This is a genomic window from Rhodanobacter sp. AS-Z3, assembly GCF_029224025.1.
In the GTDB taxonomy this organism is placed as follows: Bacteria; Pseudomonadota; Gammaproteobacteria; order Xanthomonadales; family Rhodanobacteraceae; genus Rhodanobacter.
This window is the reverse complement of the sequence record NZ_CP119392.1, coordinates 3,001,822-3,027,963: the sequence shown is the minus strand read 5'-3', so window position 1 is coordinate 3,027,963 and position 26,142 is coordinate 3,001,822. Positions and strand designations below refer to the sequence as shown.

General features: G+C 62.2%; 22 protein-coding genes. 9 read left to right on the top strand and 13 right to left on the bottom strand.

Annotation, left to right across the window (positions count from 1 at the left end; genetic code table 11):
• Nucleotides 1-6: 6 nt before the first annotated feature.
• The 6 genes from PY254_RS13515 to PY254_RS13490 form a co-directional block, all read right to left on the bottom strand.
• Nucleotides 7-1,656: an FMN-binding glutamate synthase family protein gene (locus PY254_RS13515; protein ID WP_281012565.1), complete on the bottom strand. Its 1,650-nt coding sequence runs from the start codon at nt 1,654-1,656 to the stop codon at nt 7-9.
• Nucleotides 1,657-1,946: 290 nt separating this feature from the next.
• Nucleotides 1,947-3,890: a CocE/NonD family hydrolase gene (locus tag PY254_RS13510; RefSeq protein WP_281012564.1), complete on the bottom strand. Its 1,944-nt coding sequence runs from the start codon at nt 3,888-3,890 to the stop codon at nt 1,947-1,949.
• Between the two features lie 234 nt (nt 3,891-4,124).
• Nucleotides 4,125-5,651 carry a cryptochrome/photolyase family protein gene (locus PY254_RS13505; RefSeq protein WP_281012563.1) on the bottom strand — a complete coding sequence of 509 codons (1,527 nt, stop codon included), beginning with the start codon at nt 5,649-5,651 and terminating at the stop codon, nt 4,125-4,127.
• Entirely contained in the window at nt 5,648-5,797 is a 150-nt protein-coding gene (locus PY254_RS13500) for a DUF2256 domain-containing protein (RefSeq protein WP_281012562.1), read from the bottom strand. Before PY254_RS13500 ends, PY254_RS13505 begins: the two co-directional genes overlap by 4 nt.
• 133 nt (nt 5,798-5,930) lie before the next feature.
• Nucleotides 5,931-6,683, bottom strand: a complete 753-nt coding sequence (locus tag PY254_RS13495; RefSeq protein WP_281012561.1) for an SDR family NAD(P)-dependent oxidoreductase — start codon at nt 6,681-6,683, stop codon at nt 5,931-5,933.
• Between the two features lie 184 nt (nt 6,684-6,867).
• Nucleotides 6,868-7,593 (bottom strand): glycosyltransferase family 2 protein, encoded by a 726-nt coding sequence (locus PY254_RS13490; RefSeq protein ID WP_281012560.1) that lies wholly within the window; start codon nt 7,591-7,593, stop codon nt 6,868-6,870.
• A 294-nt stretch (nt 7,594-7,887) separates the two neighbouring features.
• Between PY254_RS13490 and PY254_RS13485 the strand changes: the two genes are divergently transcribed.
• Together PY254_RS13485 and PY254_RS13480 are read left to right on the top strand one after the other, a co-directional pair.
• Nucleotides 7,888-8,346, top strand: coding sequence for a YybH family protein (locus PY254_RS13485; protein ID WP_281012559.1), 459 nt, complete (start codon nt 7,888-7,890; stop codon nt 8,344-8,346).
• 320 nt (nt 8,347-8,666) lie between these two features.
• On the top strand, nt 8,667-9,851 hold the full coding sequence (locus PY254_RS13480) for a GGDEF domain-containing protein (protein ID WP_281012558.1): 1,185 nt from the start codon (nt 8,667-8,669) through the stop codon (nt 9,849-9,851).
• Nucleotides 9,852-9,987: 136 nt separating this feature from the next.
• On the opposite strand, the gene PY254_RS13475 is transcribed toward PY254_RS13480, so the two are convergent.
• On the bottom strand, nt 9,988-11,367 hold the full coding sequence (locus PY254_RS13475) for a chloride channel protein (protein WP_281012557.1): 1,380 nt from the start codon (nt 11,365-11,367) through the stop codon (nt 9,988-9,990).
• An 88-nt stretch (nt 11,368-11,455) separates the two neighbouring features.
• Nucleotides 11,456-12,670 carry a voltage-gated potassium channel protein gene (kch, locus tag PY254_RS13470; protein WP_281012556.1) on the bottom strand — a complete coding sequence of 405 codons (1,215 nt, stop codon included), beginning with the start codon at nt 12,668-12,670 and terminating at the stop codon, nt 11,456-11,458.
• Nucleotides 12,671-13,218: 548 nt separating this feature from the next.
• On the opposite strand from kch, the gene bamE reads away from it, so the two are divergent.
• Nucleotides 13,219-13,938: an outer membrane protein assembly factor BamE domain-containing protein gene (gene bamE / locus PY254_RS13465; RefSeq protein ID WP_281012555.1), complete on the top strand. Its 720-nt coding sequence runs from the start codon at nt 13,219-13,221 to the stop codon at nt 13,936-13,938.
• Nucleotides 13,939-14,027: 89 nt separating this feature from the next.
• On the opposite strand, the gene PY254_RS13460 is transcribed toward bamE, so the two are convergent.
• Together PY254_RS13460 and PY254_RS13455 are read right to left on the bottom strand one after the other, a co-directional pair.
• Nucleotides 14,028-14,750, bottom strand: coding sequence for a pirin family protein (locus PY254_RS13460; protein WP_281012554.1), 723 nt, complete (start codon nt 14,748-14,750; stop codon nt 14,028-14,030).
• A 61-nt stretch (nt 14,751-14,811) separates the two neighbouring features.
• Nucleotides 14,812-15,222: a DoxX family protein gene (locus PY254_RS13455; protein WP_281012553.1), complete on the bottom strand. Its 411-nt coding sequence runs from the start codon at nt 15,220-15,222 to the stop codon at nt 14,812-14,814.
• Nucleotides 15,223-15,341: 119 nt separating this feature from the next.
• Here PY254_RS13455 and PY254_RS13450 point away from each other — a divergent pair, with 119 nt between their 5' ends.
• Nucleotides 15,342-16,232 carry a LysR family transcriptional regulator gene (locus PY254_RS13450; protein WP_281012552.1) on the top strand — a complete coding sequence of 297 codons (891 nt, stop codon included), beginning with the start codon at nt 15,342-15,344 and terminating at the stop codon, nt 16,230-16,232.
• 18 nt (nt 16,233-16,250) lie between these two features.
• Here the strand turns inward: PY254_RS13450 and PY254_RS13445 are convergent, their stop codons facing one another.
• Nucleotides 16,251-17,927, bottom strand: a complete 1,677-nt coding sequence (locus PY254_RS13445; RefSeq protein ID WP_281012551.1) for an AMP-binding protein — start codon at nt 17,925-17,927, stop codon at nt 16,251-16,253.
• A 749-nt stretch (nt 17,928-18,676) separates the two neighbouring features.
• Here PY254_RS13445 and PY254_RS13440 point away from each other — a divergent pair.
• Nucleotides 18,677-20,623: a M61 family metallopeptidase gene (locus PY254_RS13440; protein WP_281012550.1), complete on the top strand. Its 1,947-nt coding sequence runs from the start codon at nt 18,677-18,679 to the stop codon at nt 20,621-20,623.
• Nucleotides 20,624-20,697: 74 nt separating this feature from the next.
• Here PY254_RS13440 and PY254_RS13435 read toward each other — a convergent pair whose 3' ends face one another.
• A complete protein-coding gene (locus tag PY254_RS13435) occupies nt 20,698-21,261 on the bottom strand; it encodes a peroxiredoxin (RefSeq protein WP_281012549.1) in 564 nt (187 codons plus the stop codon).
• A 496-nt stretch (nt 21,262-21,757) separates the two neighbouring features.
• Between PY254_RS13435 and PY254_RS13430 the strand changes: the two genes are divergently transcribed.
• The 4 genes from PY254_RS13430 to PY254_RS13415 are packed head-to-tail and all read left to right on the top strand — an operon-like array spanning nt 21,758 to nt 25,770.
• Complete coding sequence (locus tag PY254_RS13430; RefSeq protein ID WP_281012548.1) at nt 21,758-22,102, top strand: PepSY domain-containing protein; 345 nt, start codon at nt 21,758-21,760, stop codon at nt 22,100-22,102.
• 20 nt (nt 22,103-22,122) lie between these two features.
• On the top strand, nt 22,123-22,599 hold the full coding sequence (locus PY254_RS13425) for a DUF2271 domain-containing protein (protein WP_281012547.1): 477 nt from the start codon (nt 22,123-22,125) through the stop codon (nt 22,597-22,599).
• A gap of 11 nt (nt 22,600-22,610) precedes the next feature.
• Nucleotides 22,611-24,818, top strand: a complete 2,208-nt coding sequence (locus tag PY254_RS13420) for a PepSY domain-containing protein (protein WP_281012546.1) — start codon at nt 22,611-22,613, stop codon at nt 24,816-24,818.
• Entirely contained in the window at nt 24,799-25,770 is a 972-nt protein-coding gene (locus PY254_RS13415) for an FAD:protein FMN transferase (RefSeq protein WP_281012545.1), read from the top strand. The genes PY254_RS13420 and PY254_RS13415 overlap by 20 nt, the downstream gene beginning before the upstream one ends.
• Nucleotides 25,771-25,942: 172 nt before the next feature.
• On the opposite strand, the gene PY254_RS13410 is transcribed toward PY254_RS13415, so the two are convergent.
• Complete coding sequence (locus PY254_RS13410) at nt 25,943-26,113, bottom strand: helix-turn-helix transcriptional regulator (RefSeq protein WP_281015223.1); 171 nt, start codon at nt 26,111-26,113, stop codon at nt 25,943-25,945.
• Between the last annotated feature and the right edge of the window lie 29 nt (nt 26,114-26,142).

Below are 26,142 nucleotides of genomic sequence, written 5' to 3'. Positions count from 1 at the left end.
TGTGGGTCAGCCGATGGCGCTGCGCTGGGTGCGCGCGCGTTCGGTGAGCAGGTTGGTGGCGGGGCGGAAGCTGTCTGCCTGCGCCGCACGCCACCACGGTGCGTAGATGGTTTCTTCCGGTGCGGCCAGCAAGATGCCTTCGGGCAGGAAGACCTTGATCTCGTCCATCGGCAACGCCTTTTCCGGGCCGACACGATGAATCAGGTGATGCGGTGCCAGATCCCGCGGGTGTTCAAAGCCGACCGCTGCGACGATGCGTGCCAGTGACTTCAGCGTCTCCGCGTGGAAGCGCGCGGCGCGTGGACCCTGCACCGCAGGAACCAGGCCGCGCTGGCGGGTCGGATCTTGCGTGGTGATGCCGGTGGGGCAGGTGCCGAGGTGGCAGCGTTGCGCCTGGATGCAGCCGATCGAGAACATGAAGCCGCGCGCCGCGTTACACCAGTCGGCGCCCTGCGCCAGGTTGCGCGCCAGGCCCATGCCCGAATATACCTTGCCGCTGGCGGCCAGCCGGATCTGGTCTTTCAGGCCGGCGCCGACCAGCGCGTTGCGCATCACGACCAGACCATCTTCCAGCGGCATGCCAACCCAGTCCGACAGTTCCTGCGGTGCCGCGCCGGTGCCGCCTTCGCCGCCGTCGACGACAATGAAGTCAGGCAGGATGCCGGTCTGCAGCATGGCTTTCACCAAGGCGAACGGCTCGTGCATCTGACCGATGCACAGCTTCAGGCCGACCGGCTTGCCACCGGACAATTCGCGCATCTTTGCGGCAAACTCCAGCAGTTCGATCGGCGTTGAAAAAGCCGAATGACCTGCCGGGCTCAGACAATCTTGATGGGCCGGTACGCCGCGCACACGGGATATTTCTGCGGTGACCTTTGCACCGGGCAGCAAGCCGCCATGGCCTGGCTTGGCGCCCTGGCTGAGTTTGATCTCGGTCATCTTCACCGCGTCATTGGCGGCTTTGTCAGCGAACTGCGCAGGATCGAAATGGCCTTGTTTGTCGCGCGCACCGAAATAGCCCGAGCCAAGTTCCCAGACCAGGTCGCCACCGTGGGCGAGGTGATGATCACTGAGTCCGCCTTCGCCGGTGTCGTGATAGAAACCACCCAGCTTGGCACCGAGGTTCAACGAGAGGATTGCGTTGGCCGACAGCGCGCCGAAGCTCATCGCTGAAATATTGAAGACCGAAGCGGCATAGGGTTTGGCCGTCTGTTCGTTGCCAACCACCACCCGGGGAGAGTCATCGGGTTTTTCGGCGGGCACGATCGAATGGGCAAACCAGTGATAGGTTGCCGCATCGGTGTGCCGCTCGGTGCCAAACGGTTTGGTGTCGGTTTCTCCGTTTGCGCGTTCGTGGATCAGGTTGCGTGCTGCGAGTGGAAACGGCGCGCCGGTGAGATCATCTTCAACGATGTAGGCGCGCAGAAACGGGCGCAGGTCGTAGAACATCCAGCGGAGACGTGCCGCTACCGGATAGTTGCGCAGCAGTGTCCAGCGTTGCTGGGACCAGTCGTAGATGCCCAGCGCCAGCAGCGGTACCGTCAGCAGCAGTGGCCAGTACCACGCTGACGAGACCTGCCAGCCCAGCCAGGCGAACATCACGGAAAGCAGCAGCGCCGCGATCGGCACGAGATTGCGTTGGAGTAAGTCGAGCACGTTTGGTGGCTTCCCGGTCGGTTGATTTCGGCACGATGAACAGTCCGCGTATCAACAAACGACGTTGGACACTCATCGCTGACAACAGCATCGCAAGATGCTGCGTACGAAGTGATTTGAGTGATCCAACCTTACTCAGCATGGTGTCAACTTCACGCGAAGCTGAGTCGGTATCGCGCTTCCGCTGCTGCAACAAGGGCGCAATGGGTGATGTTGCAGGTGATCCCTGCAACGACGCGCAAAGCTTTCGTACATCGACGAGTGGTGCGGCTTGCGCCGCGCCACTTCAGTCAACCTCCGTGCCGCGCGCCCGCTACCACGGGTAGCAACACGGCGCTGCGTCCGCTCGGCCCGTGCTCGATGGTAACCGTGGCCTTGCGATAGTCCGCCGGTTTGGCGAACAGGATATTGGGCACGTATGTTTGCGGATTGCGGTCGTACAGTGGGAACAGGCTGGACTGGATTTGCACCATGATCCGGTGGCCGGGTTTGAACTCGTAGTTGGTGGTCGGCAGTCGGAACTTGTATTCCTGCAACTGGTTCGCCGGGATCGCCGATGGGTCGGCGAAGCTGTGGCGATAGCGGCCGCGGAAGATGTCCAGAGACACCGGCAACTCGTAACCACCCATGGCGGGATCGGCAGGATCGCTACCCGGGTAGACGTCGATCAGCTTCACCACGAAGTCGCCGTCGCTGCCGCTGGTGCTGGCAAAAATGTCGGCGATCGGTGCGCCCTGAATCGTGACGGTGCTGGTCAGCACCGGCGTGCTGTAGGAGAGCACATCAGGCCGGTCGGATACAAAACGCTGATCGTGTACCAGCCAGGTGCGCCAGCCATCGTTCTTCTGCGGGATGGGGCGGGGCAGGTAGGGCACCGGTTTGGCTGGGTCGGAAACGTAGCTGTCACTTCCCGCGGCAGGCTGTTCGAAACCCAGACCCATGTCGGCCTGCAGGTAAAGCGGCGTGAGTTGCTGGGCGCTGGCTACCTTCCAGTCGGTGAAGCTGTCCCAGCGCTGTTCCACCGGGTTGTAGATCATTGCTTCGGGCAGCGGCGTCGCCATCGGCGTGTCGCGCAGGTAGTGGTTGAACCAGGGAATCAGCACCTGCTGGCGAAACTGTGCGGTGGTGTTGCCGGGCCACTTCAGCGGGCCCATGTTCCAGCCGTCCCGATTGATCTGGCTATGCCACCACGGGCCGATCACCAGATGGTTGTTGGCGCCGTGGCCGGCCTGCTTGAGGGCTTCCCAGGCATGCACGGCGCCATAGATGTCTTCCTGATCCCACAGGCCTTGCAACCACATCGTGGGTACCGTGGAAGGGCGCGCGACGAGCTGTTGGTCCAGCGCCTGCAGCTGCCAGAAGCTGTCGTAGGCCGGGTGCGCAGCGAAGCGATTCCACCACGGCAGTTGCTTGAAGCCGTTCGCTTCGGCGTAGTTACCTGCCGAGCCGGCTTCGAGAAAGTTGGTGTAGTCGTCGTAGTTGGCACGCGGGATCGATTCACCCGAACCCTGCTTGCTGGACTGGCCGCTGAAGTAGTCCAGGTTTACCTGGCGCAGAGCGCCGTAGTGATACCAGTCATCACCCATCCAGCCGTCGATCATCGGGCTTTCCGGAGCGGCCACTTTGAGCGCCGGGTGCGGATGGAGCAGAGCCATCGCAACCGTCCAGCCATCGTAGGACGAACCGATCATGCCGACCCTGCCATTCGATGCCTTGATGTTCTTTACCAACCAGTCGATGGTGTCCCAGGCGTCGGTGGTGTCATCGGTTTTGGTCGGGTTGAGCGGCCCCATCGGCGGGCGCGTCATGACGTACTTGCCCTGCGAGCCGTATTTTCCGCGGATGTCCTGATTGACCAGAATGTAACTGCCGTCGGCCCAGTCCTTGTCGCCCGACCACACCGCGTCCGCCATGAGCAGACTGTTGTTCGGCGACATATGGCCGGCGTCGTACGGGGTGCGTTCCAGCAGCATCGGCAATCCGTGTGCGTCCCTCGGAATCAGGATGACGGTATGCAGCTTCACGCCATCGCGCATCGGAATCATCACGTCGCGTTTAACGTAGTTGAAGTCGCTCTGGGGTGGCTTCCAGTCTGCCGGAATATCGGAGCCGGTCTGGATCATGTCGGGTGTGACTTTCGCCGATACCTGGGCAATTGCGGGTCGCGCAAATGCGCCGACGGATGCGAGCAAGGCCAGCGCAACGAGTGCCGAGCCGGTGGCGTGAGTCTTCATGTGCAGAGCGTCCTCAAGCGGATGATCGTGTTCGCAAACTATCACGGTGGCGTCTTGCGGCACACCAAGCGCTGCCGCAAATCCGCGCTGGCTGCTGCGGTATTTCCCAAACGCGAACGTGGCGCAAGCTGTCGGGCTGACGTTCGCAGGTGAGCAACTCTTGATGGCATGGATGGCTGGTTGCTGCGGAGGAAGTTGCCCGGCGACGCGCCGGCTTGATGCCTGCACTGCGGCTCAAAGCTCTTCGATATGTGCCAGGTACCTCTCGGCCTGGGCCAAGGTTGCTGCACGCTCCGCGGCCTTCATGCGATCCCAGCTGCGATAGCTCATCGCCAGACGAGGATTGCGCCCCAGCACGTCGCGATGGCGCTGGTGAAAATGCCAGTACAAGCTGTTGAGTGGACAGGCACGCTCGCCGTGGCGGCGCGCGTGGTTGTAATGGCAGCCCTGGCAGTGGTCGGACTGGCGGTGGATATACGAGGCGGACGCCGCATAGGGTTTGCTGCCCACGATGCCGCCGTCGGCAAACTGGCTCATGCCGCGAGTATTGGGCAGTTCCACCCACTCGAACGCGTCGATGTAGATACCCAGATACCAACGATCAACCTCGTCCGGATCGCAACCGCCGAGCAGGGCGAAGTTGCCGGTCACCATCAGTCGCTGGATATGGTGCGCATGGCCGTAGTCCAGTGATTGCCGTATCGCTGCGTGCAGACAGGCCATCCTGGTGTTGGCGGTCCAGTACCAGGATGGCAGCGGACGCGTGGCATCCAGCGCATTGAGTTCGGCATAACCGGGCATGCGTGCCCAGTAGATGCCGCGCACGTATTCGCGCCAACCCAGGATCTGCCGCACGAAACCTTCGGTGGCGGCGAGATCGACTCCACCGGATTCGAACGCACGGATCGCCGCATCGATCACTTCGCGGGGATGCAGCATCTTGGTGTTCAGTGCAAACGACAGGCCGGCATGAAACAGGGTGGAGGAGTGTTTGCTGAGCGCGTCCTGGAAGCGGCCGAAGTGCTTGAGCCGATGCGTGACGAAATCCTCCAGCCACGCCTGTGCCTCTAGCCGGGACAGCGGCCAGCCGAAGGATGCGGCAGAGGGTTCACCGAGGGTTGTGATGCCCGCAGCTTCGATCTCCGTCCACAGTGCTCGCAGGTCATGTTTGCGCCATGGCCATGGTGGAGCTACGGGGTCGCCCAGCCACTTTTCCCGGTTCAACGCATCGTAATTCCACTGTCCGCCGCAGGGGCTGCCGTCCGCTTCGAGCAGGATGTGATGGCGACGACGCAGGTCGCGGTAAAAGTACTCCATGCGCGGGACTTTCGTGGCGAAACGGGCCACTGCATCCGCGCGCTCGAGCAGGAAGTGCTCGGTGCTGACCACGGCGTTGGCCAGGCCGCTGGCGGTGAAAGCTTCGTCCAGTACCTGCTCCACGCGCCATTCGTCCGCTTCCATGCGTTCAAGCCGGCGCGCATCAAACTGTTCGATCAACCATGGCAGGTTGGCGGCAAGGCTGTGGCGATTTCGTGGATCACCAAGGCGCAAGTATTCGACGCGATGCCCGACCTTGGTCAGCGCTTCACCGAAGCGACGCATCGCAGCGAACAAGCCCAGTACTTTCTGCGCGTGATGGCGCACGTAGTCCGTTTCACTGCGAACTTCCATCATCACGTAAACCACCCCGTCGTCGACGTGGCGGAACCAGCTATGCCCGGCGTTGAGCTGGTCGGCCAGGATCAGTCGCAGGCAACTCATGAACGTGCCTGTGTGCGCGGCTGGCGGCGGCAACGTTCGCTGCAATAACGCACCTCATCCCACACTTTCCGCCACTTCTTGCGCCACGCGAACGGGCGCTGGCATACCGGGCACAGTTTGGTTGGCAGATGGCTTTTGCTGTGCATCGCGATCACGCCGGGCCGACAGGCAGATGCAGATTGCTTGAGAACGTTGCGAATCGCGTCGAACTGCCAACACGACCGCTTCGCTCAAGCAAGAAGTGCAAACCTGCTGCGGTGCGGAACATTCGGCACACCCTCATCCCTTTGGCAGCGGATGAATCACCGCGTGCCCGCCATCGACGCCCCATTGCTGGGCGGTGATCCAGCGCGCCTGTTCGCTCAACAGAAAATCGATGGCCGCCGCGCTGTCTTCGCCCTCGCCGACCAGGCCCATCGGATTCATTCGGGCGTTGCGCTCAAGCGCTTCCGGAGTGCCGGTCAGCCGCGCCGAAAGTGCCGAGCGAGTGAGGCCCGGATGCACGCAGTTCACGCGGATGCCTTTTTCTGCGTAGCTCGCCGCCGCACTCATTGCCAGCGCCGCTACTGCTGCCTTGGCGCTGGCGATCGCCTCATGATTCGGAAAGCCGCTGCGCGCAACCAGGGTGCCGACGAGCACCGCACTGGCCGATTGCTTGTGCTTGAGTGCTGCGGCCACGAAGGCCTTGAGCACATGGAATGCGCTGAAGTAGTTCAGTTCGAACTGTGCCCGCAGATCAGCCTCGCTGGTGAGATGGAGCGGGCGAATCAGGGTGGAGCCAACGCAGTGGGCCAGTCCGGTGATCGGCCCGAGCGTGACCTGGGCCTCGTCCAGCAATTGCGGCACCAGGCTGGCATCGGTCAGGTCACCGGGCAGCACGACCACCTCACCCGGCAGTGTGCTGGCCAGTACTTGCAGTCGCGCGGGATCACGTGCCGACAGTGCCAGACTGCAACCGCGGGAGGAAAGGCGGTGGGCCAAGGCCTGACCGATGGCACCGGAGGCGCCGGTGATCCATACCGTCTGCGTCATCGAGATATCGCTCTTCGTGATTCGTGGTTTGCTTTACGCGAAAATCGTTGCAGCGGATGCGTCAGCGCCATGCCTGTTCCAGCCGATGGCTTGCTGACCTGCTCGAACGGTGTCGCAGCCATGTCCGGCGATCACCGGTTCGGCTATGAAGTGCTTCCGGGTCGCGGATCGGACACCCGGCGTCTCAGGCCATGCCGATGCCGGCCCCGGCGTTGCGGTGCAGGTTCCCGGTCGGCCGGAGCCGGCTTTCCGCAAGGTGGGCGGCCTTGATGATGTCGTTGGCCGCGACCTGGTTGCTGGTGACACTGTCGACATGACTGCGGTGGTAGACATAGGACCGCTGGGTCAGCCGGCCTATGCGCATGCCGCTGGCAAGCAGGCGACGCATCAGCGCGGAGTCTTCGGCATAGCCAATCTCCGGAAAACCACCCGCCTGCAGGATCGCCTCGCGCCGAATGGTCAGCATGCCGACGCCGAGGCAGTGATCGATATGGATCATTTCGCCAGGATGCACGCAACAAGGCACCAGTGGATTGCCAACGATACGCATCGGCGCCAGCCACAATTGGGTGGCGGGAAGTTCGGTGATGGCCTTGCGACGGAGCGCAAGGTGGTCGGGCAGGAGTTCGTCGTCGCTGTCCAGAAACGCCACCCAGTTCCCGCGTGCACGCTCCAGCAGCGCGTTGCGAGTGGCTGCCTGGCCACGGTTGGCGTGTCTCCAGCAGCGCACCCTGTCGTCGCGCCGCGTCCAGTCGCACAGGGCGGCCCAGGTGCCGTCGGTCGAGCCGTCGTCGGCGACCAGCAGTTCCCACGAAGACTCGTGCTGCGCCAGTACGGACTCCAGCGCACGGTCAAGCAATCGAGCGCGGTTGTAGGTAGGCACGATGATGGAAAAGAAGGGGGTTGGCATGAGGCAATGCAGATCTCATGGAATGGAGGGTGCGAGCGAGTCTTGCAGTCGCAAGCGGGAGACAGCTTTTTGCTACCGGCTGTTGTACGGAAATGTCGTCCGATTGGATGACGCCGACGCGAAAAAGGTGCCTGGCCCGGCGTCGCCCCCTGGTCCGGTGGTGAGCTGTCCGTTTTTCCATTCGCCATCGCCTGATGACAGCCGCCCCGGTCAGGCGCACCATATCGACAGAAGCCATGTGCACTGTGCTGCCGCGGCTTGGGCAGTCGATCAACGCGCGGGGAGGACCGAGTCATGCGAAAGATCAGGCGGTTCGCGGTGATCAGTGTGTTGGCTCTGATGTCGCTGCCCTCGATGGCAGCCAGCGCGCCCGCATCGGCGACGGCTTGCTGGCAGCCGGCTTTCCTGGCTGGCGACGCGGATGCGGTAGCCAAGTGCTATGCAGCCGATGCGGTGTTCTGGCTGCCCGGCGTGCCGACGATGCGCGGCCGCGCGGCGATTCGCGAGGGTTACGCGGGCTTCTTCGCTGACATCAAGGTAAAGAGTGCGAAGCTGGTGGAGATGGGCCGGTTCGCCCACGGTGACGAGGTTTCTACCTGGGGTACGTTTACGGTGGTCTCCATGTCGAAGAAGGACGGCAAGGAAATGACCGAGCATGGGCGCTACACCGATGTCTCGCGCAGGATCGACGGCCGCTGGGTGTACCTCGTGGACCACGCCTCGGATGATCCACCTGCGACACCGGGCCATTGATGGCAAGAGCTAAAGAGAGATTGGCAGGATCAACGCTGATCGTGCCGGTGCCCATTCAGGGCCAGAGGGGTGAATAGTTACGGCGGCAAGGGACGTGCTCCGAATTCGCTTGTTGTGGGGGACGTAACTGCATGACGGTCGGTACGGATGGAGAAAGGCAATGGCGGCTGGTGCGGGCAATACTGACCGTGTCAGGTCCGTTGGGTTCGGCGTGTGCTCTTTTCGGATTGCTTGCGCTGGCCGGATACTTTGGACACGTCGAAGCGCTCTATCGGCCTCTAGCAAATGGTCCCGCCACACATCCCCTGACGGCACTGTGTGTGCTGCTGCTGGGTCTGGGTATACGGGAGGAATCGCGCGGAACGCCAAGCGGGATCTGGCTGGCACGCATCTTCACCCTGCTTGTCCTGGGAGCGGTCACTTGCCGTCTGGCAGAAGCGGCTCTGGGCATTGACCTCACTTCGTGGATCACGCCCTTTCACGGAGAAGTGTTGCGCGAGCAGCAATTGGGCAGAGAGAACCGCATGGGCGTCAACTCGGCGGTCATGTTGCTCAGCATTGCATTTACGCTGGGGCTGCACGTACTGAAAGCGCCCAGCCTTTCACAGCTGACCGCTTCCGTCGCCATCGCCATTCCGGCCGTGTCCTTCACCGGATATGCGTATGGGTTGCAGCATTTCTACGGTCAAATGTCGTTGCTGACAGCCACTGCCGGCTTGGGACTGGCATGCGCTACCCTGGCGATGACGGCAGACCATGGGGGCTTCCGGTCAATGCTCAGTCCGTATATCGGCGGCAAGGTCGCGCGAATGCAGGCGCTGGCGGGTTACCTGATACCCACGGCACTGGGCTACATCCTGGTCAGGTCTGCGATATCCGGCGCCGGTGGAGACCAAAGCCTGTTCGGGGTTTTCGTGGTCACCATTTGCTGGTTCATCATCTTGATGATCAGTGTTTCCGCCTTTTTTCTCGAGCGGGTGGATTTTGCTCGCCGCCAGGCCGAAATCAAACTGGCAAAAGCTGCCAGGACAGATGCACTGACTGGCTTGCCCAACCGGCGGCAGTTCTTCGAAGTTGCCCAGCGCGAAGTCGAACGGACCAGGCGCAACGGCGGCCAGCTGTGGCTGGTCATGGTGGATCTGGATCATTTCAAGCACGTCAACGACACGGCTGGACATGCCATGGGTGATCATGTGCTGGTGGCGGTGTCTGCGCTGCTGTCGCAATCCGTTCGCAAGGTGGATCTGGTCGCGCGCATCGGCGGCGAAGAGTTTGCGGTACTGGTCACCGACACTCATCAGGACGGCTGTTTGCGCGTGGCGGAGAGCCTGCGGCAGAACATCGAGTTGCTATCGGTACCCGGATGGACTGACCTGCAGGGACCGATGACGGCATCCCTCGGTTGCGCGAGGCTGGGCGAGACCGAGACATTCGAAGAGGCCATGCACGCCGCTGATGAGGCGCTTTATCGGGCGAAGAAGGCTGGTCGCAATCAGGTGGCCTGAAACGCTTCAATGAGCACGGCCGACCGGGTGAGGTTGTCGACACCCTTGCAGAGCAGAGTCAATCCGGCAGGCATTTTCGGGTAAATCGAAGGAGGCTGTGCGGACGAGGCGCGGTTTCCAGGTGCCACAACATTGATTACAGCTTGTCTTCGGGCGGCTCTTCCGGGTAGGGCGTGCCGGGGTGTCGGCGGTCATGCCACCAACGCACCAGTTCACCAGAAAGACGCACCTTTTCCTGGCTGACCAGCACATCGGCGCGGGAGGTCATCCACGAAGTCTTGGTGGCTGCGATTTGTTGTTCGGGGTAGACGCTGCGATGGCCGACGATGAGATACGCGGCGATCGCTGCGCCGCTGACGTAGAGCAAGCTGTCGCCGCCGAACAGTTCCACACCCATCAGGATGGCGGCGATGGGCGTGTTGGATGCGGCCGCAACGACCGCGCACAGCCCCACCGCGGCACCCAGCTCCGGTGGTACGCCGAACAAGTGGGCAAACGCTCCACCGGCCACGGCGCCCATGACGAATTGCTCGGTGATCAAGCCGCCGTAGAAGCCCGATCCCAGCGTGATCGCCACCAGCAAGGCCTTCCACAGAAAGCCGACGTAAGGCATCGGTTGGCCTGCGAGCGCACGGTCCATCAACGGAATACTCAGGCCCATGTAGTCGTTGGGAATCACGAACAGCAGCAAGGCCAGCACGATGCCGCCGATAAACGGCATCAACGGTGGCCAGATCGAGAAGTGCGTGCGGAGACGCGTGAACTGACGGGTCGTACCGTGCAGCAGTTCGATGAACACCCAGGCGACCACGCCGCACAGAATGCCGATCATCACCGTTTTCAGAAACAGCAGCTCGGTGAAATTGCCGGCAAAGGAAACGTCGATGTGTGGATAGGGCACGCCCCAGAAGCGGCTGACTTCATACGAGGTTACGCCGGCCACAATCGCGGGGAACAGGAAGTTGTGGCGGATGCGACCAATCGCCAACATTTCCACGCCGTAGATCGCGCCGGCGATCGGCGTGCCGAACACGCTCGCAAAACCCGCGCTGACACCGCAGGCGACCAGGCGCCGGCGCAGCTCGGGATTGAGGTGCAACAATTCACCGATGCCTGAGGCAATGCTGGCGCCAAGATGCGAGCAAGGGCCTTCCTTGCCGGCTGAGCCGCCGCAGCCGAGCGTGATCAGTGTGGCGATCGGCTTGATCCACAAGGTGCGCCACGGCAGTTTGCCGTTCTGATCATTCACCGCAATGATCACCGAGTCCTTCAATCCGGTGCGATTCTGGCGTTTGCCGTAATACAGCAGCAAGCCGTTGAGCAGCCCGCCGATCGGCAACAAGCTCATTTGCAGCCACAGCGGCGCGGTGTAGGTGCGGTCAGCCGTCGCAAACAAAATACGCAGAAACAGGCTGCAGCCGGTGCCGACCAGCGCGCCAGTAAAGATCGACAGGATCAGCCATTGCAACACGGTCGCCAGCATCACCAGCGGTTCGGTTAGATAAGACCGGCGCATGCCGTGTGGCCTGACAGGAGGAAACAAGCGGGCGATTGTATCAAGCGCGGGCTGGCGGCACGTGCTGGCTTGCCCGCCGTGCGGCAGATCAGGTTGTGGTGGCGGGCTCCACCGTGCGCTGGAAAACGTGCTTCATCACGAAATCCGAAGTCACTTCTTCGCCGGACATCAACATCGCGATCAGTTCGCCGCCGAGCACCTGCGGCGAGATCACCACGTCCGGTTGGGCCAGTTTCACGCGGCTCAGATGGGCGGCGTCGTTGACCGCAGCCACCGTGCGCGCCTTGCCGCCCAGTTCCTTGACGGCGAGGATCACGAAAGCGTTTTCCGAGTCATCGACCATCATCGCCAATACCGCTTCGGCATGCTGGGCACCGGCTTCCTTGAGCACGTCCGTGTCGCTGGGATCACCGATGACGATGTCGAGCTCGCTGTCACGGATGCTTCCGTCTTCGGGTGCCTTGCGCAACAGCCGGGTCACCGGGTGGCCGCGACGGAGCAATTCGCGCGCCGTGTTGATGGCCAGCGGGCCGTTGCCGATGACGACGAAGTGATTCTCCCGTTTCATGCGTGAGCCCTTGCGGTTGACGATGCGGTGAAGGCTGTTGCTGACCATCGGTGCGATCACCGCGGTCAGCGAGGTGGCGAACACCGCCACGCCAAGAATGATGATCGACACAGTAAACAGTTTTGCCTCGGGAGTTTGCGGCGTGATGTCGCCGTAACCCACGGTGCTCATGGTGACTACTGCGTAATAGAACGCGCTGACCAAGTCGCCGATTTCCGGCTTGAATTCCTTGCCGAGGTAGTAGGCGCCGAAGGTGGCGTACATCATCAGCATCACTACCGAAGTGATGGCGAACAAGGTGCTGGCGGCGACACTGCTGCGATCGAACTGGCGCCAGGCCAAGCTGAGCGCGAGCAGGATCAGCACGAAATAGCTCAGCAACAAGTGCGTCTGCAGATGCTGGCTGAATAGCAAACTGGCAGCACCGGTGATCACCAGCAAGGTGGCCATCGTCCACGCCAGCCGTGATCGCAGCAGCAGTCCAATCGCCATGATCAGCATGCTGCCGCCGATCAGCAACGGTGGCAGCAGGCCAGGTGGCAGGTCGAAACGTCCGTGTGCCAGGGCATCGACGTAATGCTGCCAGCGTCCGCCGAAATCCATCTGCAACAGGAACACGCCGCCGCAGGCTATGGCCAGCGCCAGCGGTACATGGGGAAACCAGAGGTCTCCACGCACGGCCGTGAACCAACGGCGCAGCAGCGAGCGAAGCCGAACCAGCGGGCGCACATTCATGGGCAGCTCCCCGAATGGTTCACCGGGTATGGTTGCCATGGCGTGGTCGGCGCTTCAGCGCTTTGCGACGGTTTGCTTCGAAAGCGGACGCCGTCAACGTTGGGTGGGGATGGAAGTCCCATTTGGCGCAGTGTTCTCACTCGCTGGCCTGTTGCCCGAGGGAGGGTCAGTATGCCGTCTTTCACACGAGGGCGGATTCACGAGCTTGCCGTGCCACGCGGACGTGGCTGCGCAAACGCTGCATCGCTTGCTCGACTGGACATGGCTGTTGTGTGCGCGGCATGGTGCGAGGCACGGCGCTCCGGATAACGGGATTCGTGCGTGGCGCAGTGTCCTTTGTAGACGCGTGGAAGCATGGCGACATCACGCTGGCGGCGCGGCGCATGGGAAATTTCAAGCGGTTGTGTGAAGTGCCTGTCGGGGCGTCCGGCTGTCGCTTGAGGCCGAATTGTGTGCCTGTTTGAACGATGTTAGCCTCTGTGCATAGCACTGATTTATTCCTGTCCACTGTTTCCGCTGCGGGAGCAGTTACTTTGCAAAGGATTGCCATGTCCACTCTGCGTTATTCGGCTTGTGCCGTTGTTTCCGCCTTCGTGCTTGCTGCGACGCTGCTTGCCGCTGCGCCTGCCGCGCATGCCCAGGCCGGCTCGATTCCCGAGCGGATCGAAGCCACTTACGCGCTGACCAAACCTACCGCTGACCTGACCTCGATCGTCAAGCCCGGCGACGTTCTGGTGCTGAACAAGGATGACTTGTTCATGTGCGCAATCAGTTCGGCGATTCCGTCCTACAACACATACAAGGGCGGCAAGCTTCACCAGAGCTTTCTCAACAAGATGAAGTTCTTCACCGCCAGCGGCAACGCACCGACCGTGCCGACGCGCATGTTCGTCGCCGGCGAGAAAGTGTTGTTGACTGGCGTGGAGATGAAGGACGACGGCGTGCAGTTGTCGCTGCTCAGCGAGATGATCGACGGCCTGCACTACAAGGCTTTTCTGGTGTTGCCCTTTGCCAAGGGCAGTACACCTTCGGCGGATGAGGTGATGCAGTCGCTGGCACAGGTGATTTCCGTGCAGCCGGCAAGTCACGATGCGCCGGCGGAAGCCCCTGTGTCGCGAACGCTTGCCGTGGGCCAGACCAAACAGCAGGTGCAGGCCATTCTCGGGCAGCCGACGACCGTGGTGCAGCTTGGTGGCGGCAAGGAAATCGACTACTTCCCGACCATGAAGGTGACCTTCACCGGTGGACGTGTCACCGACGTTCAATAGCGGCCAACCTTCTGCAATGTGCGCTCGGGCCGCCATCTTGCGGCCGCGGATGGGGCGAATCCATCGACCCATCCGCGACCGGCCACACATCACGGCATCTGCGGCAATTCCTGCGGACGCAAATCAAATACCAGCACTTCGGCGTTTTCGCCCGCGGCTAGTTGCAGCGTGCGAGGATTGCGCAGGCGCACGCCATCGCCGGCTTCCAGCTTCATGCCATTGAGTTCGACGCTGCCACGGGCCACATGCACGTAGGCGTGCCGGTTATCGGCCAGGTTCAGCGTGGCGGTGTCATCACCATCAAACAGCCCGGCATAGACGGACGTGTCCTGCTGGATGCGCAACGATTCGTCGCGACCATCCGGCGAGATGATCAGGCGCAGGCGACCGCGCTTGTCAGCTTCGGCGAAGTGACGCTGTTGATACACCGGTGTACCACCAGATTTTTCCGGCACGATCCAGATCTGCAGGAAGTGCACCGGCGCTTCGTCGCTGCCGTTGAATTCGCTATGGGTTACGCCGCTGCCGGCACTCATCAGTTGCACGTCGCCGGGCTTGATCACCGAGCCCGTACCCATGCTGTCGCTGTGGGCGAGCGCACCTTCCAGCACATAGGAAAAAATTTCCATGTCGCGGTGCGGGTGTTTGCCGAAGCCCTGGCCGGGTGCGACACGATCCTCGTTGATCACGCGCAGATCGGAGAAGCCCAGTTGCGTGCGGTCCATGTAGCCGGCAAACGAAAACGTGTGGCGAGAGCTGAGCCAGGCGTGTTCGGCGACACCGCGCTCGGAAGCCTTGCGTACTTGCATCATGTGTTGCTCCTCGTTGATGGTGGATCGGAGGGAGCGACGCTCCCTCACGAAAACAATGTGCTCAGGCGGTCTGGGTACGACGCAGACGCAGAGCATCCAGTGCAAAGCTGCCTGCACCGTAGGCGGCAACCTGCAAAAGCCCGCCACTGATGGCGATATTTTTAAGGAAGTGGGTCATCTGGTTCGGATCGGCGAAGTGCGCGTGGAAGGCGAATGCAGTAGCCACGGTGAAAGCGGCCATCAGCGCGGCGACCAGTCGCGTGCGGTATCCGACCAACAGCGCCAGACCCAAGCCGACTTCCATCAGCACGGCGATCAGGTAGGCGACATCTGGCAATGGCAGCCCGGCGGACAGGATGTAAGCCTTGGTGGCGGCTGGTGCGGCCAGCTTGCCGAAGCCGCTGATCAGGAACAGGGAAGCCAGCAGCATGCGGGCCGCGGCGGGGACGAAGGCGGGTTCGCGATGATTCATGGCAGTACTCCGAATGAGTGGGGATGCAGCGAGTGCTGCGTCTGGAGCGAGATATTAGAGTCGCCTTGTAAATAGAAAAAGGCGATGATCGGCTTAATACTGTCAACTGGAAAGCGACAATGAGCCAGCTCGAGGACATGCGGATCTTTGCCGAGACGGTGGATGCGCAGAGTTTTACCGCGGCAGCCGAGCGGCTCGGATTGTCCAAGCAGTTTGTCAGCAAGCGCATTGCGGCGCTGGAGACACGACTCGGTGCGCGCTTGCTGCTCCGCTCGACGCGGCGTCTGCGTGTCACCGATCTGGGGCTGGCTTATCACGAGCGCGCCCAGCGCATTCTGCAGGACGTGGATGCCGCCGAGCAGTTGATCACCAGCCAGACCGCCGCTCCACGCGGGCTGCTGCGGCTGAGTGCCCCGATGACGTTTGCGACCCTGCACCTGGGGCCGTTGATTCCGTTGTTCATGCAGCGCCATCCGGAGGTGTCGGTTGAACTGGAACTCAACGACCGCACGGTCGACCTGATCGGCGAGGGTTACGACATGGCCGTGCGTATTGGCACGCTGGCCGACTCCAGCTTGATTGCCCGTCGCATCACGACCGTGCAGCTGATCACCTGTGCCAGCCCGGAATACCTGCGCAAACACGGCACGCCGGCGAAGCCCGAGCAACTCTCGACGCACGCCTGCCTGATCTATGGACATGCACGCCACGGCGAATGGAGTTTTCGTGTTGGTGAGCGCGCGCGCAAGGTATCGGTGAGCGGGCCGCTGCGTGCGAACAATGGCGAAATGCTGCGTGACGCAGCGCTTACCGGACTGGGCATCATCAACCTGCCGGATTTCATCGTCGCCGCAGCGCTTGCCGATGGACGACTGGTTCCCGTGCTGGATGCCTTCCAGCCGGAAGGCTTCACCGTGCATGCGGTATATCCGCAGCATCGGCAGGCGTCACTGCTGGTGCGCAGCTTCAGTGACTTCCTGGTGGAGCAATTCCGCAGCGCAGACGCATGACGAGTCGCGCAGCCGCGGCTATTTGCGCAACTCCCGTCGCAGTACCTTGCCCACGGCAGTTTTCGGCAGGGCGTCGCGGAACTCGATTTGTTTGGGTTGCTTGTAAGCCGTGAGGTGCTGACGGCAGTACGCGCGCAGGTCGCTCTCGCTGAGTGCCGGGTCCTTGCGTACCACCACCAGCCGCACAGCCTCGCCGGTCTTCTCATCGGGCATGCCGACCACGCCGGCTTCGAGTACGCCCGGGTGCATCGCCACCACGTCTTCCACTTCATTGGGAAACACGTTGAAGCCCGATACCAGGATCATGTCCTTGCGCCGGTCGAGCAGGAAGTAATAGCCGTTCTCGTCAACCCTTGCGATGTCGCCGGTGCGGAACCAGTCGCCGTCGAAAAAGGCATCGCGCGTTTCGTCAGGCTGCTGCCAGTAGCCGGTGGTGACGTGCGGACCACGCACGCACAATTCTCCGGCTTCGCCGCTGGCCACCACGTTGCCGTCGTTGTCGCGCAAGCTGATTTCCACTTCGGCCATCGGCAAGCCGATCGAGCCCACCGGGTTGGCCTGATCCCAGCGATTGAAGGTGATTGCCGCGCTGGTTTCAGACAGTCCGTAGCCCTCGACCACATCCTTGCCGGTCAGCGCTTTCCAGCGTTCGGCCGTCCCGCTGCGCAACGCTGTACCGCCTTGCAAGCACACTTTGAGATAGGACAAATCCAGCTTCGCGAAGTCGGCCGAGTTGAGCAGCGCGTCATACAAGGTGTTGACGCCGGCGAAGCCGGCCGGCCGAACCTTGGCGAACGTGGCGGCCAGCGCGGGAATGTCGCGCGGGTTGGTGACCAGCACCGAATGGATACCGTGCGTCATGTTGTAGATGGCGTTGCTGTAGGCCGCGATGTGATACATCGGCAGGCAGACGATGACCGCATCGGTGGCCGGATCAAACCGATGGCCCAGCCACTGCTCGGCGGATGCCACGTTGGCGATCAGCGCCGAGTGTGGCAACACCGCCCCTTTCGACAGGCCCGTAGTGCCGCCGGTGTATTGCAGTTGCGCCGTGTCGCTGCCGATGGCTTGTGCCTGCACGCGCGGCAGTCGGCGACCTTCGGAGAGTGCCACGGGCCAGCGAATGGCAGCGTTGATGTGGAACGACGGAATCATCTTCTTGACGTGCTTGAGCACGGTGTTCACCAGCACCGATTTTGGCCACGGCAGCATGTCGCCGACGCGCGTGGTGATGACGTGTTTCACCGCCGTGGCTTGCACGGCCTCGGCGGCAACCGCGCCAAAATTGTCCAGCACCACCAGCGCAGCCGCGCCGGAGTCGACCAGTTGATGATGCAGTTCGCGTGCGGTATACAACGGGTTGACCAGCACCGCGATCAGGTCGGCGCGCAGCACGCCGAGCACGGCGATCGGAAACTGCAGCAGGTTCGGCAACATGATCGCCACGCGCTCGCCGCTGGCCAGCCCCAGTTGCTGGCGCAAGTAACTGGCGAAGTCATCGCTCAGTTGATCGATCTGGCCGAAGCTCAGGGTACGACCGAGATTGCTGAAAGCTGGTTGGCTGGCGTGGCGGCGGCACGCGTCGATCAACATCTGCGGCAGGGTATGTCCGCTATCGAACGCGTGGCTGGCCACATTGCGGAAGTCGGGCCGGGACAGCGGCGACGTTACATGACTACCGAACGGATAGATCACTGCAATACCCCTGCGATGGTAGGCAAGCCGGCCTCATCAAGGGCCAGTCGATACCTTACGGTATCTTGCGGGCGTATTTGCATTAACGGATGCAGACGACATCGATTTGTCGGAGCGTGGCTGCTGGCCCAAGCTCGGTCCTGGGTGGCTGCCTGGCAGGCTGCCCTAGAGCGGACGTCAGCCCATGGTGTGGGGCAGGCGTAGGGGCAGCACGATAGGCATGCGGCAGCTGGTACAACGCGTGCAGCGAGTGTTCCTATCTAGTGAAGCAATCGGTTAGAACCGCGCTGATCCGCGTCAGCTCGCCGAGAAAATTGGCTCGACTTTCCTCGCTAATGCCGGGTTCGCTGTATTGCCTGACAAAACGCATCTTCACGGAATGGCCGTTTCAGGGGCGGCAGCGCGCATTGGCTTTGGCGTTGGCTGCGCGGGGAGCCATGGCGCAGCGGCAGCGCCGGGATCGCAGAACATTGATTGATTTGCCGCTGCCGGCGCAGAGGACTTCCGCGGGAGGTGCCTGGCTCTTCGGCAGGCACGTGACTCGCAGCACGGCTCGGCCGGGCTGGCTAGTGACGCTTTGCGACCGTGTCGAGTTGAAGGCCGGCAGGGCCTGCCTACGTCGCTTGACCGCGATGGCTCACCGCCGGGCTGGTGCACGGCGCGCGATGGACTGCGTGGCGACGGGGTTGCCATCGGACCGGGCAGGGGTGCTAGTTTTGAACATTCCCACCTGCTTGCCGGAGTTCGTCATGGCTGTTCCTACCCCTACCTCTGCCGGCGCGCGCCACACGCTTGCGACGCTTGCTGCTGCCGTGCTGCTGGCGTTTGCTGCCACGGCAGTCCAGGCACAGGCCATCGGCGCTGACCAGGTGCCCGCGCCGCAGGACACGCCGTATCCCGGCACGATCAGCCTGCATGTCGACGCCAGTGACACGCTGCAGGGCATCTTCCGCGTACACGAGACGATTCCGGTCACGGCCGGTCCGCTGACCTTGCTGTATCCGCAATGGATTCCCGGCGACCACTCGCCGAGCGGCCCGATCGCGATGCTGGCCGGCCTCAAGCTCTCGGCCAATGGCCAGCCGGTGATGTGGAAGCGTGACAAGTACAACGTGTTCGCGTTCCATCTCGACGTGCCGGCGGGGGTGAGCAGCCTTGAGGTAGCCTTCGACTACATGTCGCCGCGCGATGGCGGCTTCGAAATCACCGATCGCATGATGGACATGGAATGGAGCAAGGTGTCGCTGTATCCGGCCGGGCACTTCTCGCGCGCGATCACCTTCGCCCCCAGCATGACGCTGGCGCAAGGCTGGCAGTTCGGTACGGCGCTGGAGACTGCTTCGCAGTCCGGTGACACGACCACGTTCAAGCCGGTGACGTTCAACAACCTGGTCGATTCCCCGGTTTACGCCGGGCGATATTTCAAGCGCGTCGACCTGAATCCGGGTGGCAGCGCTCCGGTGCATCTGGACATCGTCGCGGACGCACCGAAGTATCTGGAGATGTCGGCCGAGCAGCTCAAGGTGCATCGCGCGCTGGTCACTCAGGCCGTGAGCGTGTTCGGCTCGCATCACTACGATCACTACGACTTTTTGTTCTCGCTGTCCGATGAGCTCGGCGGTAATGGCACCGAGCACCATCAGTCCAGCGAGGACGGCATGGGCGCCGACTACTTCACCGCCTGGGACAGCAATGCGCCGGAGCGTGACCTGCTGGCGCACGAATACGTGCATTCGTGGAACGGCAAGTTCCGCCGCCCAGCGGATCTGTGGACGCCGAACTTCAACGTGCCGATGGGCGACTCGCTGCTGTGGGTCTACGAAGGCCAGACCCAGTATTGGGGTTATGTGCTGACCGCGCGCTCGGGTATGTGGACAGTGCAGCAGTTCCGCGATGGCCTGGCGATGGTGGCCGCAAACTACGAGCGCAACCGCCCCGGCTTCCAGTGGCGCACGCTGGAGGACACCACCAATGATGCCACGGCGGCCCACCGATCGAGCCTGCCGTATCGCAGCTGGCAGATGAGTGAGGATTACTACAGCGGTGGCCAGATGATGTGGCTGGCGGTCGACGGAAAAATTCGCGAACTCACCCAGGGACATAAGTCGCTGGACGATTTCGCGCATGCCTTCTTCGGCGTCGACAACGGCAGCTACGTGACCAAGACCTATACGTTCGATGACGTGGTGGCGACCTTGAATGGCGTGGTCAAAAATGACTGGGCCAGCTTCCTGCACGCGCGCGTCGATGCGCTGAATCCGCCGCTGGAAGAAGGATTGGCGGCAACCGGCTGGAAGCTGGTCTATACCGACCAGCCCAGTGCCTACGAGAAGCAGTACAACTCACGGCCGGAGCCGTCGCGGCATTTGTACAACTTCGCCTGGTCGATCGGGCTGACCATGAATGATCACGGTCAGGTCAACGATGTGCGCTGGGGCGGTCCGGCGTTCAAGGCCGGGGTCAGCACCGGCGCGTCGCTGGAGGCGGTGAACGGCCAGACCTATTCCAAGGAAGTGCTGAAGGAAGCCATTGCGGCAGCCAAGGGCAGCAAGACGCCAATCCAGTTGCTGATGAAGTATCAGGGCGGCTATCGCACCATCTCGCTGGACTACCACGATGGCTTGCAGTACCCGCACCTGGAACGCATCAAGGGCACGCCGGACTATCTCAGCCAGATCATTGCGGCACGGAAGTAGAGCAGAAGTTGTGAGTCGATGCGGAACGAAGCGCGTGCTTCGTTCCGCATCATGGGGTCAGGTGACCGGTCGATTTACTTGGCGCTGGTGCCGCCGTCTTCGATCGCCTTCACCGCCTTGAGTGTTTCTTCGACATGCTTGTTGGGGCTGAGGTCGGAGTAGACGTAGGTGATCTTGCCGGAAGGCGCAATCACATAGGAGGTGCGGTCCGACCAACCCGGACGCATCATCAGGGTGGCGTCGTATTGCTTGGCAATCTTCGCGCCCGCGTCGGCGGCCACGGGGAACTTGCCGCCGCAATGTTCGGTTTCCTTCGAGAACGCGGCCAGCTGGTCGAGATTGCCGGCGGTGACGCCGATGACCGTGGCGTGTTCGGCCTTGAATTTATCGATGGCTTCAGAGAACAGGTGTGCCTCGACATTGCAGCCGGAGGTATGCGGCGCGGGGAAAAAGTACACCACCACCGGACCTTTCTTCAGTGCATCGGCGAGGTTGAAGGTGAACGGTTGGCCGGCGAGATAGGCGGGTGCGCTGAACTCCGGTGCCTGGGTACCCACCTTCAAGGCGGCAAATGCCGGCATGGCAACGGTGGCGCTGCCGATCAGGGCAAGGGCGGCGAATTTGATCAGTGGCTTCATGACGGGAACTCCAGGGCGAGGGGTGACAGGCAAACAATCCAGTACTGTATACGCCTGAAGCATCTGGATGGATGCCTTGTTCGCTCGCGCGGCGACTCTTGGGTGGGCCTTGAGTGCAAAGCGCGAACCACCTCCCGCCTTCGCCAGACAACTAATCAGCGTCGCCAGCGAAACCGACCACGGCAGGCGACCGCGTTGCCCACCACCGACCGGCCTGCACACTATCACCAGCGGAACTGGCGAGGTTCGACAGGTGTGTTGGCCAACGGAGTCGACGACAACGATCCGCCAGAAGCAGCCATTCAGATCTGGCTAGGAAATAATTAATGCACTCCGACCTTCAAGTCGGACTTGTTGACCCTGATCAATGTGCCAGGTGCCACTGCCGCGCAAGATGATCAAGCTGCTGGGTGAATACAGTCGACTCGTACCTTGGACCAGCGTCTGCCCTGCAAAGCGTTTGTCATGCGCTAACGTGATGAAAAGGAGTCCGACCATGAAACGCTCTTCCTTTCTGCGTCGTGGCCTGCTGGCACTGGCACTGTGCCTGATCACCCTGCAGGCATTGGCCGATGACCATTGCGATGCGCCGGTCGAGCGCTGGCAGTCACGTGAGGCCGTGCAGCAGATGGCAGCTCGGCAGGGCTGGAAAATCCAGCGGCTAAATATTGACGACGGCTGTTACAAAATTCGTGGCACGGACGCCCAAGGTCGCACCTTCAAGGCCAAAATCGATCCGGAAACCCTGAAGATATTGAAGATGAAGCAAGAGGGCCACCAGCGTTCTCAAGAGCGCGTCCGTGAGCTCACCGCGCCGCAACCGGACGGCCAGGTCGATTAACCCATCATTGGAGCATCACCATGTCCAAACTACTTTTGACCACTTTGGCCGCCGCCTGTGCGCTGGCCATGCCCGCCCTGGCACACAGCCGTCAGATCACGCTGACTACCAAACTCAATAGCTACGGTGGCGACGGCGCCTATCTAGCCGCGTACCTGACCGACGCCAATGGAGCCTATGTGCGCACGCTGTGGGTGTCCGGTGGCAAGGCCAAGTACTACAAGCACCTGTCAGATTGGAACCGCCTTTCAAACAGCGACGCCAAGCGCCTTGCCGGCGTGACTGGCGCCAGCGTGGGTGCGGGGCGAACGCTCGAGATCACGGCCGACCTAGCCGATGCACTGATTGACGCGGGCTACGAAATCCGCATCGACGCAGCCGTGGAAGACATGCGCGATAGCCCGTCGGAGGTTCGCGTGCCACTGTCCACCGACAAAGTCGGCAAGTCGCAGGCCGGTAAGCAGTACATCCAGACGCTGACATTCCAACTGCAGTAAAGGACGCACGCATGGGTTGGAAGTCGATCCACCGCTGGCTGGGCCTGACGATAGGCACACTAGCCGTGGTGCTGGGCATCACCGGCGCCATCTTGGCGTTCGATCCGGTACAACAGGCTTGGCAGGCACCTGCCGCGCCGGACGACCTGCCGGTGGCCACACTGGTGGAACGCGTGGTGCGCACCGTTCCGGGTGCGGAGGAACTGCGACACCTTCCCTCAGGTGCCATCGTGGTGTTCAGCTTCGACGGCGATCAGGCGAGGGCAACCTACGTGGACCCCGCTGATGGTCGGGTGCTGGGCGCGTGGCAGCCTTCGGCGCTGCCGCGCTGGGTGAAGAATCTGCACCGCTCGCTGCTCTTGGGCGACGCCGGACGCTGGGGTGCGGCGAGTATTGCGCTGGCCATAGGGATGCTATGCGTCTCGGCGCTCATGCTGCTGTTGCGCCGCATGGGCGGTTGGCGGCGGCTGGCGGCGCGGGTGCGTGGCTCGCTGGCGCAGCGCATCCACGTGGTAACGGGCCGGGTGGTGCTGACGATGCTGTGCCTGACGTCGCTCACAGCGCTGACCATGAGCGCCTCGACCCTTGGACTGGTGGCGTTGGACTCCGGGACCGAGCCCGACGTGGTCTCCGTGGTCACCGGACAGACGGCCCTGCCCGCGGGGCAGATTTCCATGCTGCGAAGCCTCTCTATGCAGGACTTGCGCAAGTTGAATTTTCCTGATGCTGCCGATCCTGAGGACACCTGGAAGGTTTCCACCCGGCAGGGTGAAGGTTGGATTGACCGGTACTCTGGGAAAATGCTGGCCTGGCAGGACGTTACCTTGGCACAGCGTATGTACGACTTGGCTCTGGTGCTGCACACGGGTGAAGGAGCCTGGCCTTGGGCGTTGGTGCTCGCGCTTGTAGGCGCCAGTGTGCTGCTGTTTTGGCTGTCAGGCGTTGTGATCTGGTGGCAGGCGCGCGGCCAAGCTCCACACATCACAGGCAACAGCCCGATGACACAGGCCGACGTGCTCATTTTCGTCGCCAGCGAAGGCGGTAGCACTTGGGGCTTTGCTCAAACGCTGCACGACGCGCTGGGCCGAAACGGCCACCGTGTGCACACCTGCGCGCTCGAGTATTTCCGGACCACGACAGCCACTCGGCAAGTTTTCGTGCTCGCCGCAACCTATGGTGACGGTCAGGCTCCGGCCCACGCCAGCAATGCCCTGAACCGTATAGAGCAGCTTAGTGTCAGCGCCGTACCGGTGACGGTGCTGGGCTTTGGCGATCGGCAATACCCGACCTTTTGCGCCTTTGCCGAGGTGCTGGAGAAAACCCTGCGAGCGAAGGGCTGGTCTGCGCTGCTCCGACTGGAGAGTATCCACCAGCAATCGAGCCAGCAATTCGCGCACTGGGGCCAGGCTCTGGCGCAGGCACTGGGCGAACCGCTAATTTTGGAGCATGTGCCGCGGGTGCCGATTACCACCGCACTTACGCTCGTGGCGCGGGAGGACTACCCCGGCTGGGACGGGCAACCCACGGCAATCCTGCGTTTTGCGTGGCCTGCACAAGATTGGCGGGAACGGCTACGCGCTCAGGGTCTGGCACACTTTGCCGCAGGCGACCTCGTGGGTATCGTGCCACCAGGCTCTGGCGTGCCGCGCTTTTACTCGCTGGCATCGGGTTGGGAGGATGGATTTCTGGAAATATGCGTGCGTCAGATGCCCAACGGCCTATGCTCTATGCACCTGCTGGGCCTCAAGCCAGAAGACCACATCGCCGCCTTCATTCGTTCCAACCCCGGTTTTGCGTTGCCACGCACGCGGCGACCCGTGCTGCTGATAGGAGCAGGCACCGGCGTGGCGCCGCTGGCCGGTTTCATCCGCCGCAACGACCGGCGCACGCGCATGCACCTGTACTTTGGTGGGCGCGACCCAGCGCGGGATTTTTACTTTGGCTCGGAGATTCAGCGCTGGCTCGGCGAAGGACGTCTGGAAACTGTGCAGACGGTGTTCTCACGCGTGCCCGATGGTGGCGGATATGTGCAGGACGCCTTGAACCGCGACGCCGAGCACCTGCGCGACCTTGTGACCCAGGGCGCTATCGTGCGCGTTTGTGGCAGCCGCGCCATGGCACGCGATGTGACCCTGACGCTGGACGCCATACTCGCGCCGCTGCAACTGAGCGTGGCGCAGCTTAAAGCGAAGGAGCGTTATGCCGAAGACGTCTTCTGAGTCAGCTTCTCCCTTCACGCGGACTACCTTGAATGGCCCGACCATGGGCACGCGGTGGTCTGCCACCGTTGACGTGGACGCCACTATCGACCTGGAGATCCTGCGTCAGGATCTCGCCGCCGCAGTGGAGCAGGTGGACGATCAGATGTCGCCTTGGAAGCACGATAGCGAGCTCATGCGACTGAACCGCGCGCCCTTGGACACCTGGGTGGAGCTACCCGCTGAAATGCTAGAGGTGCTGGTCTGTGCGCTTGACATCTGTCGCCTGAGCGCAGGTGCGTTTGATCCGGGCATCGGGGCACTGGTCGATGCCTGGGGCTTTGGCGCGGTGCGCGATGCTCCCGATGCAGTGGCGATCCGCAGCGCACGCCAAGCTGCGGATCGCAGTACGCACGAATGCCTGGAGCTCGACCTCCCAACACGCCGAGCCCGCAAGCGTAACCCTTTGCAGCTCGACCTTTGTGGGGTTGCCAAAGGTTACGCGGTAGACCGCATGGCTTCTGTACTACTGCAGCACGGCGTGCAGCATGCGCTGACGGCGCTCGATGGTGAGCTGCGCGCCGTGAGCAGCCAAGCCAGCGGTGCACCCTGGGCTGTGGCGCTTGAACAGCCCGAGACTGAGCGCCGCGCAGTGCGCGGAGTCATCGAACTGCAAGACCTGGCCGTAGCCACATCGGGCGACTACCGGCGCTATCTCCAGGTGGGCGACGTCCGCTTCGCACACAACATGGACGCACGTCGCGCCGCGCCCGTGAACAATGCCGTCGCATCGGTCACCGTGCTGGCGCGCACCTGTATGCACGCGGACGCGTGGGCCACCGCACTGCTGGTGGCTGGCCCGCAAGCAGGTCCGGCACTGGCCCTGGCGCGAGGCATCGATGCATTGTTCATCCTTCGCGATAGGGATGGTTTGCGTGAAGTGTCGGTCATGGATGGTCGATTGCAGCGATAAGTTGCAGCGATCATTAGCTCTTCCAAAAACTCGCGAGAAAAGGGGACAAATTTATTTCCCTGAACGTCAGTCTGGGTCGACAGACGACCCTCAGCCAGATGCTCAGCTGGCTGGGCATGCTGGTCAGTTCTGCTCGCGGACGTGGTGAGTTGGTTGGCGATACGCACTTCAGTCAGGCCTTGTCGCCATCGGGCTGCCAGTGGAACACCTCATCGACCCGCTTGCCGAAGGTATGCGCGATGCGGAAAGCGGCATCCAGCGAGGGCGAGTAGCCGCCTTGCTCGATAGCGGCGATGGTCTGCCGGGTCAGGCCCACGCGCTTGCCCAGTTCGGCCTGAGTCATCTCCTGGGCGAGGAAGCGCAACAGCTTGA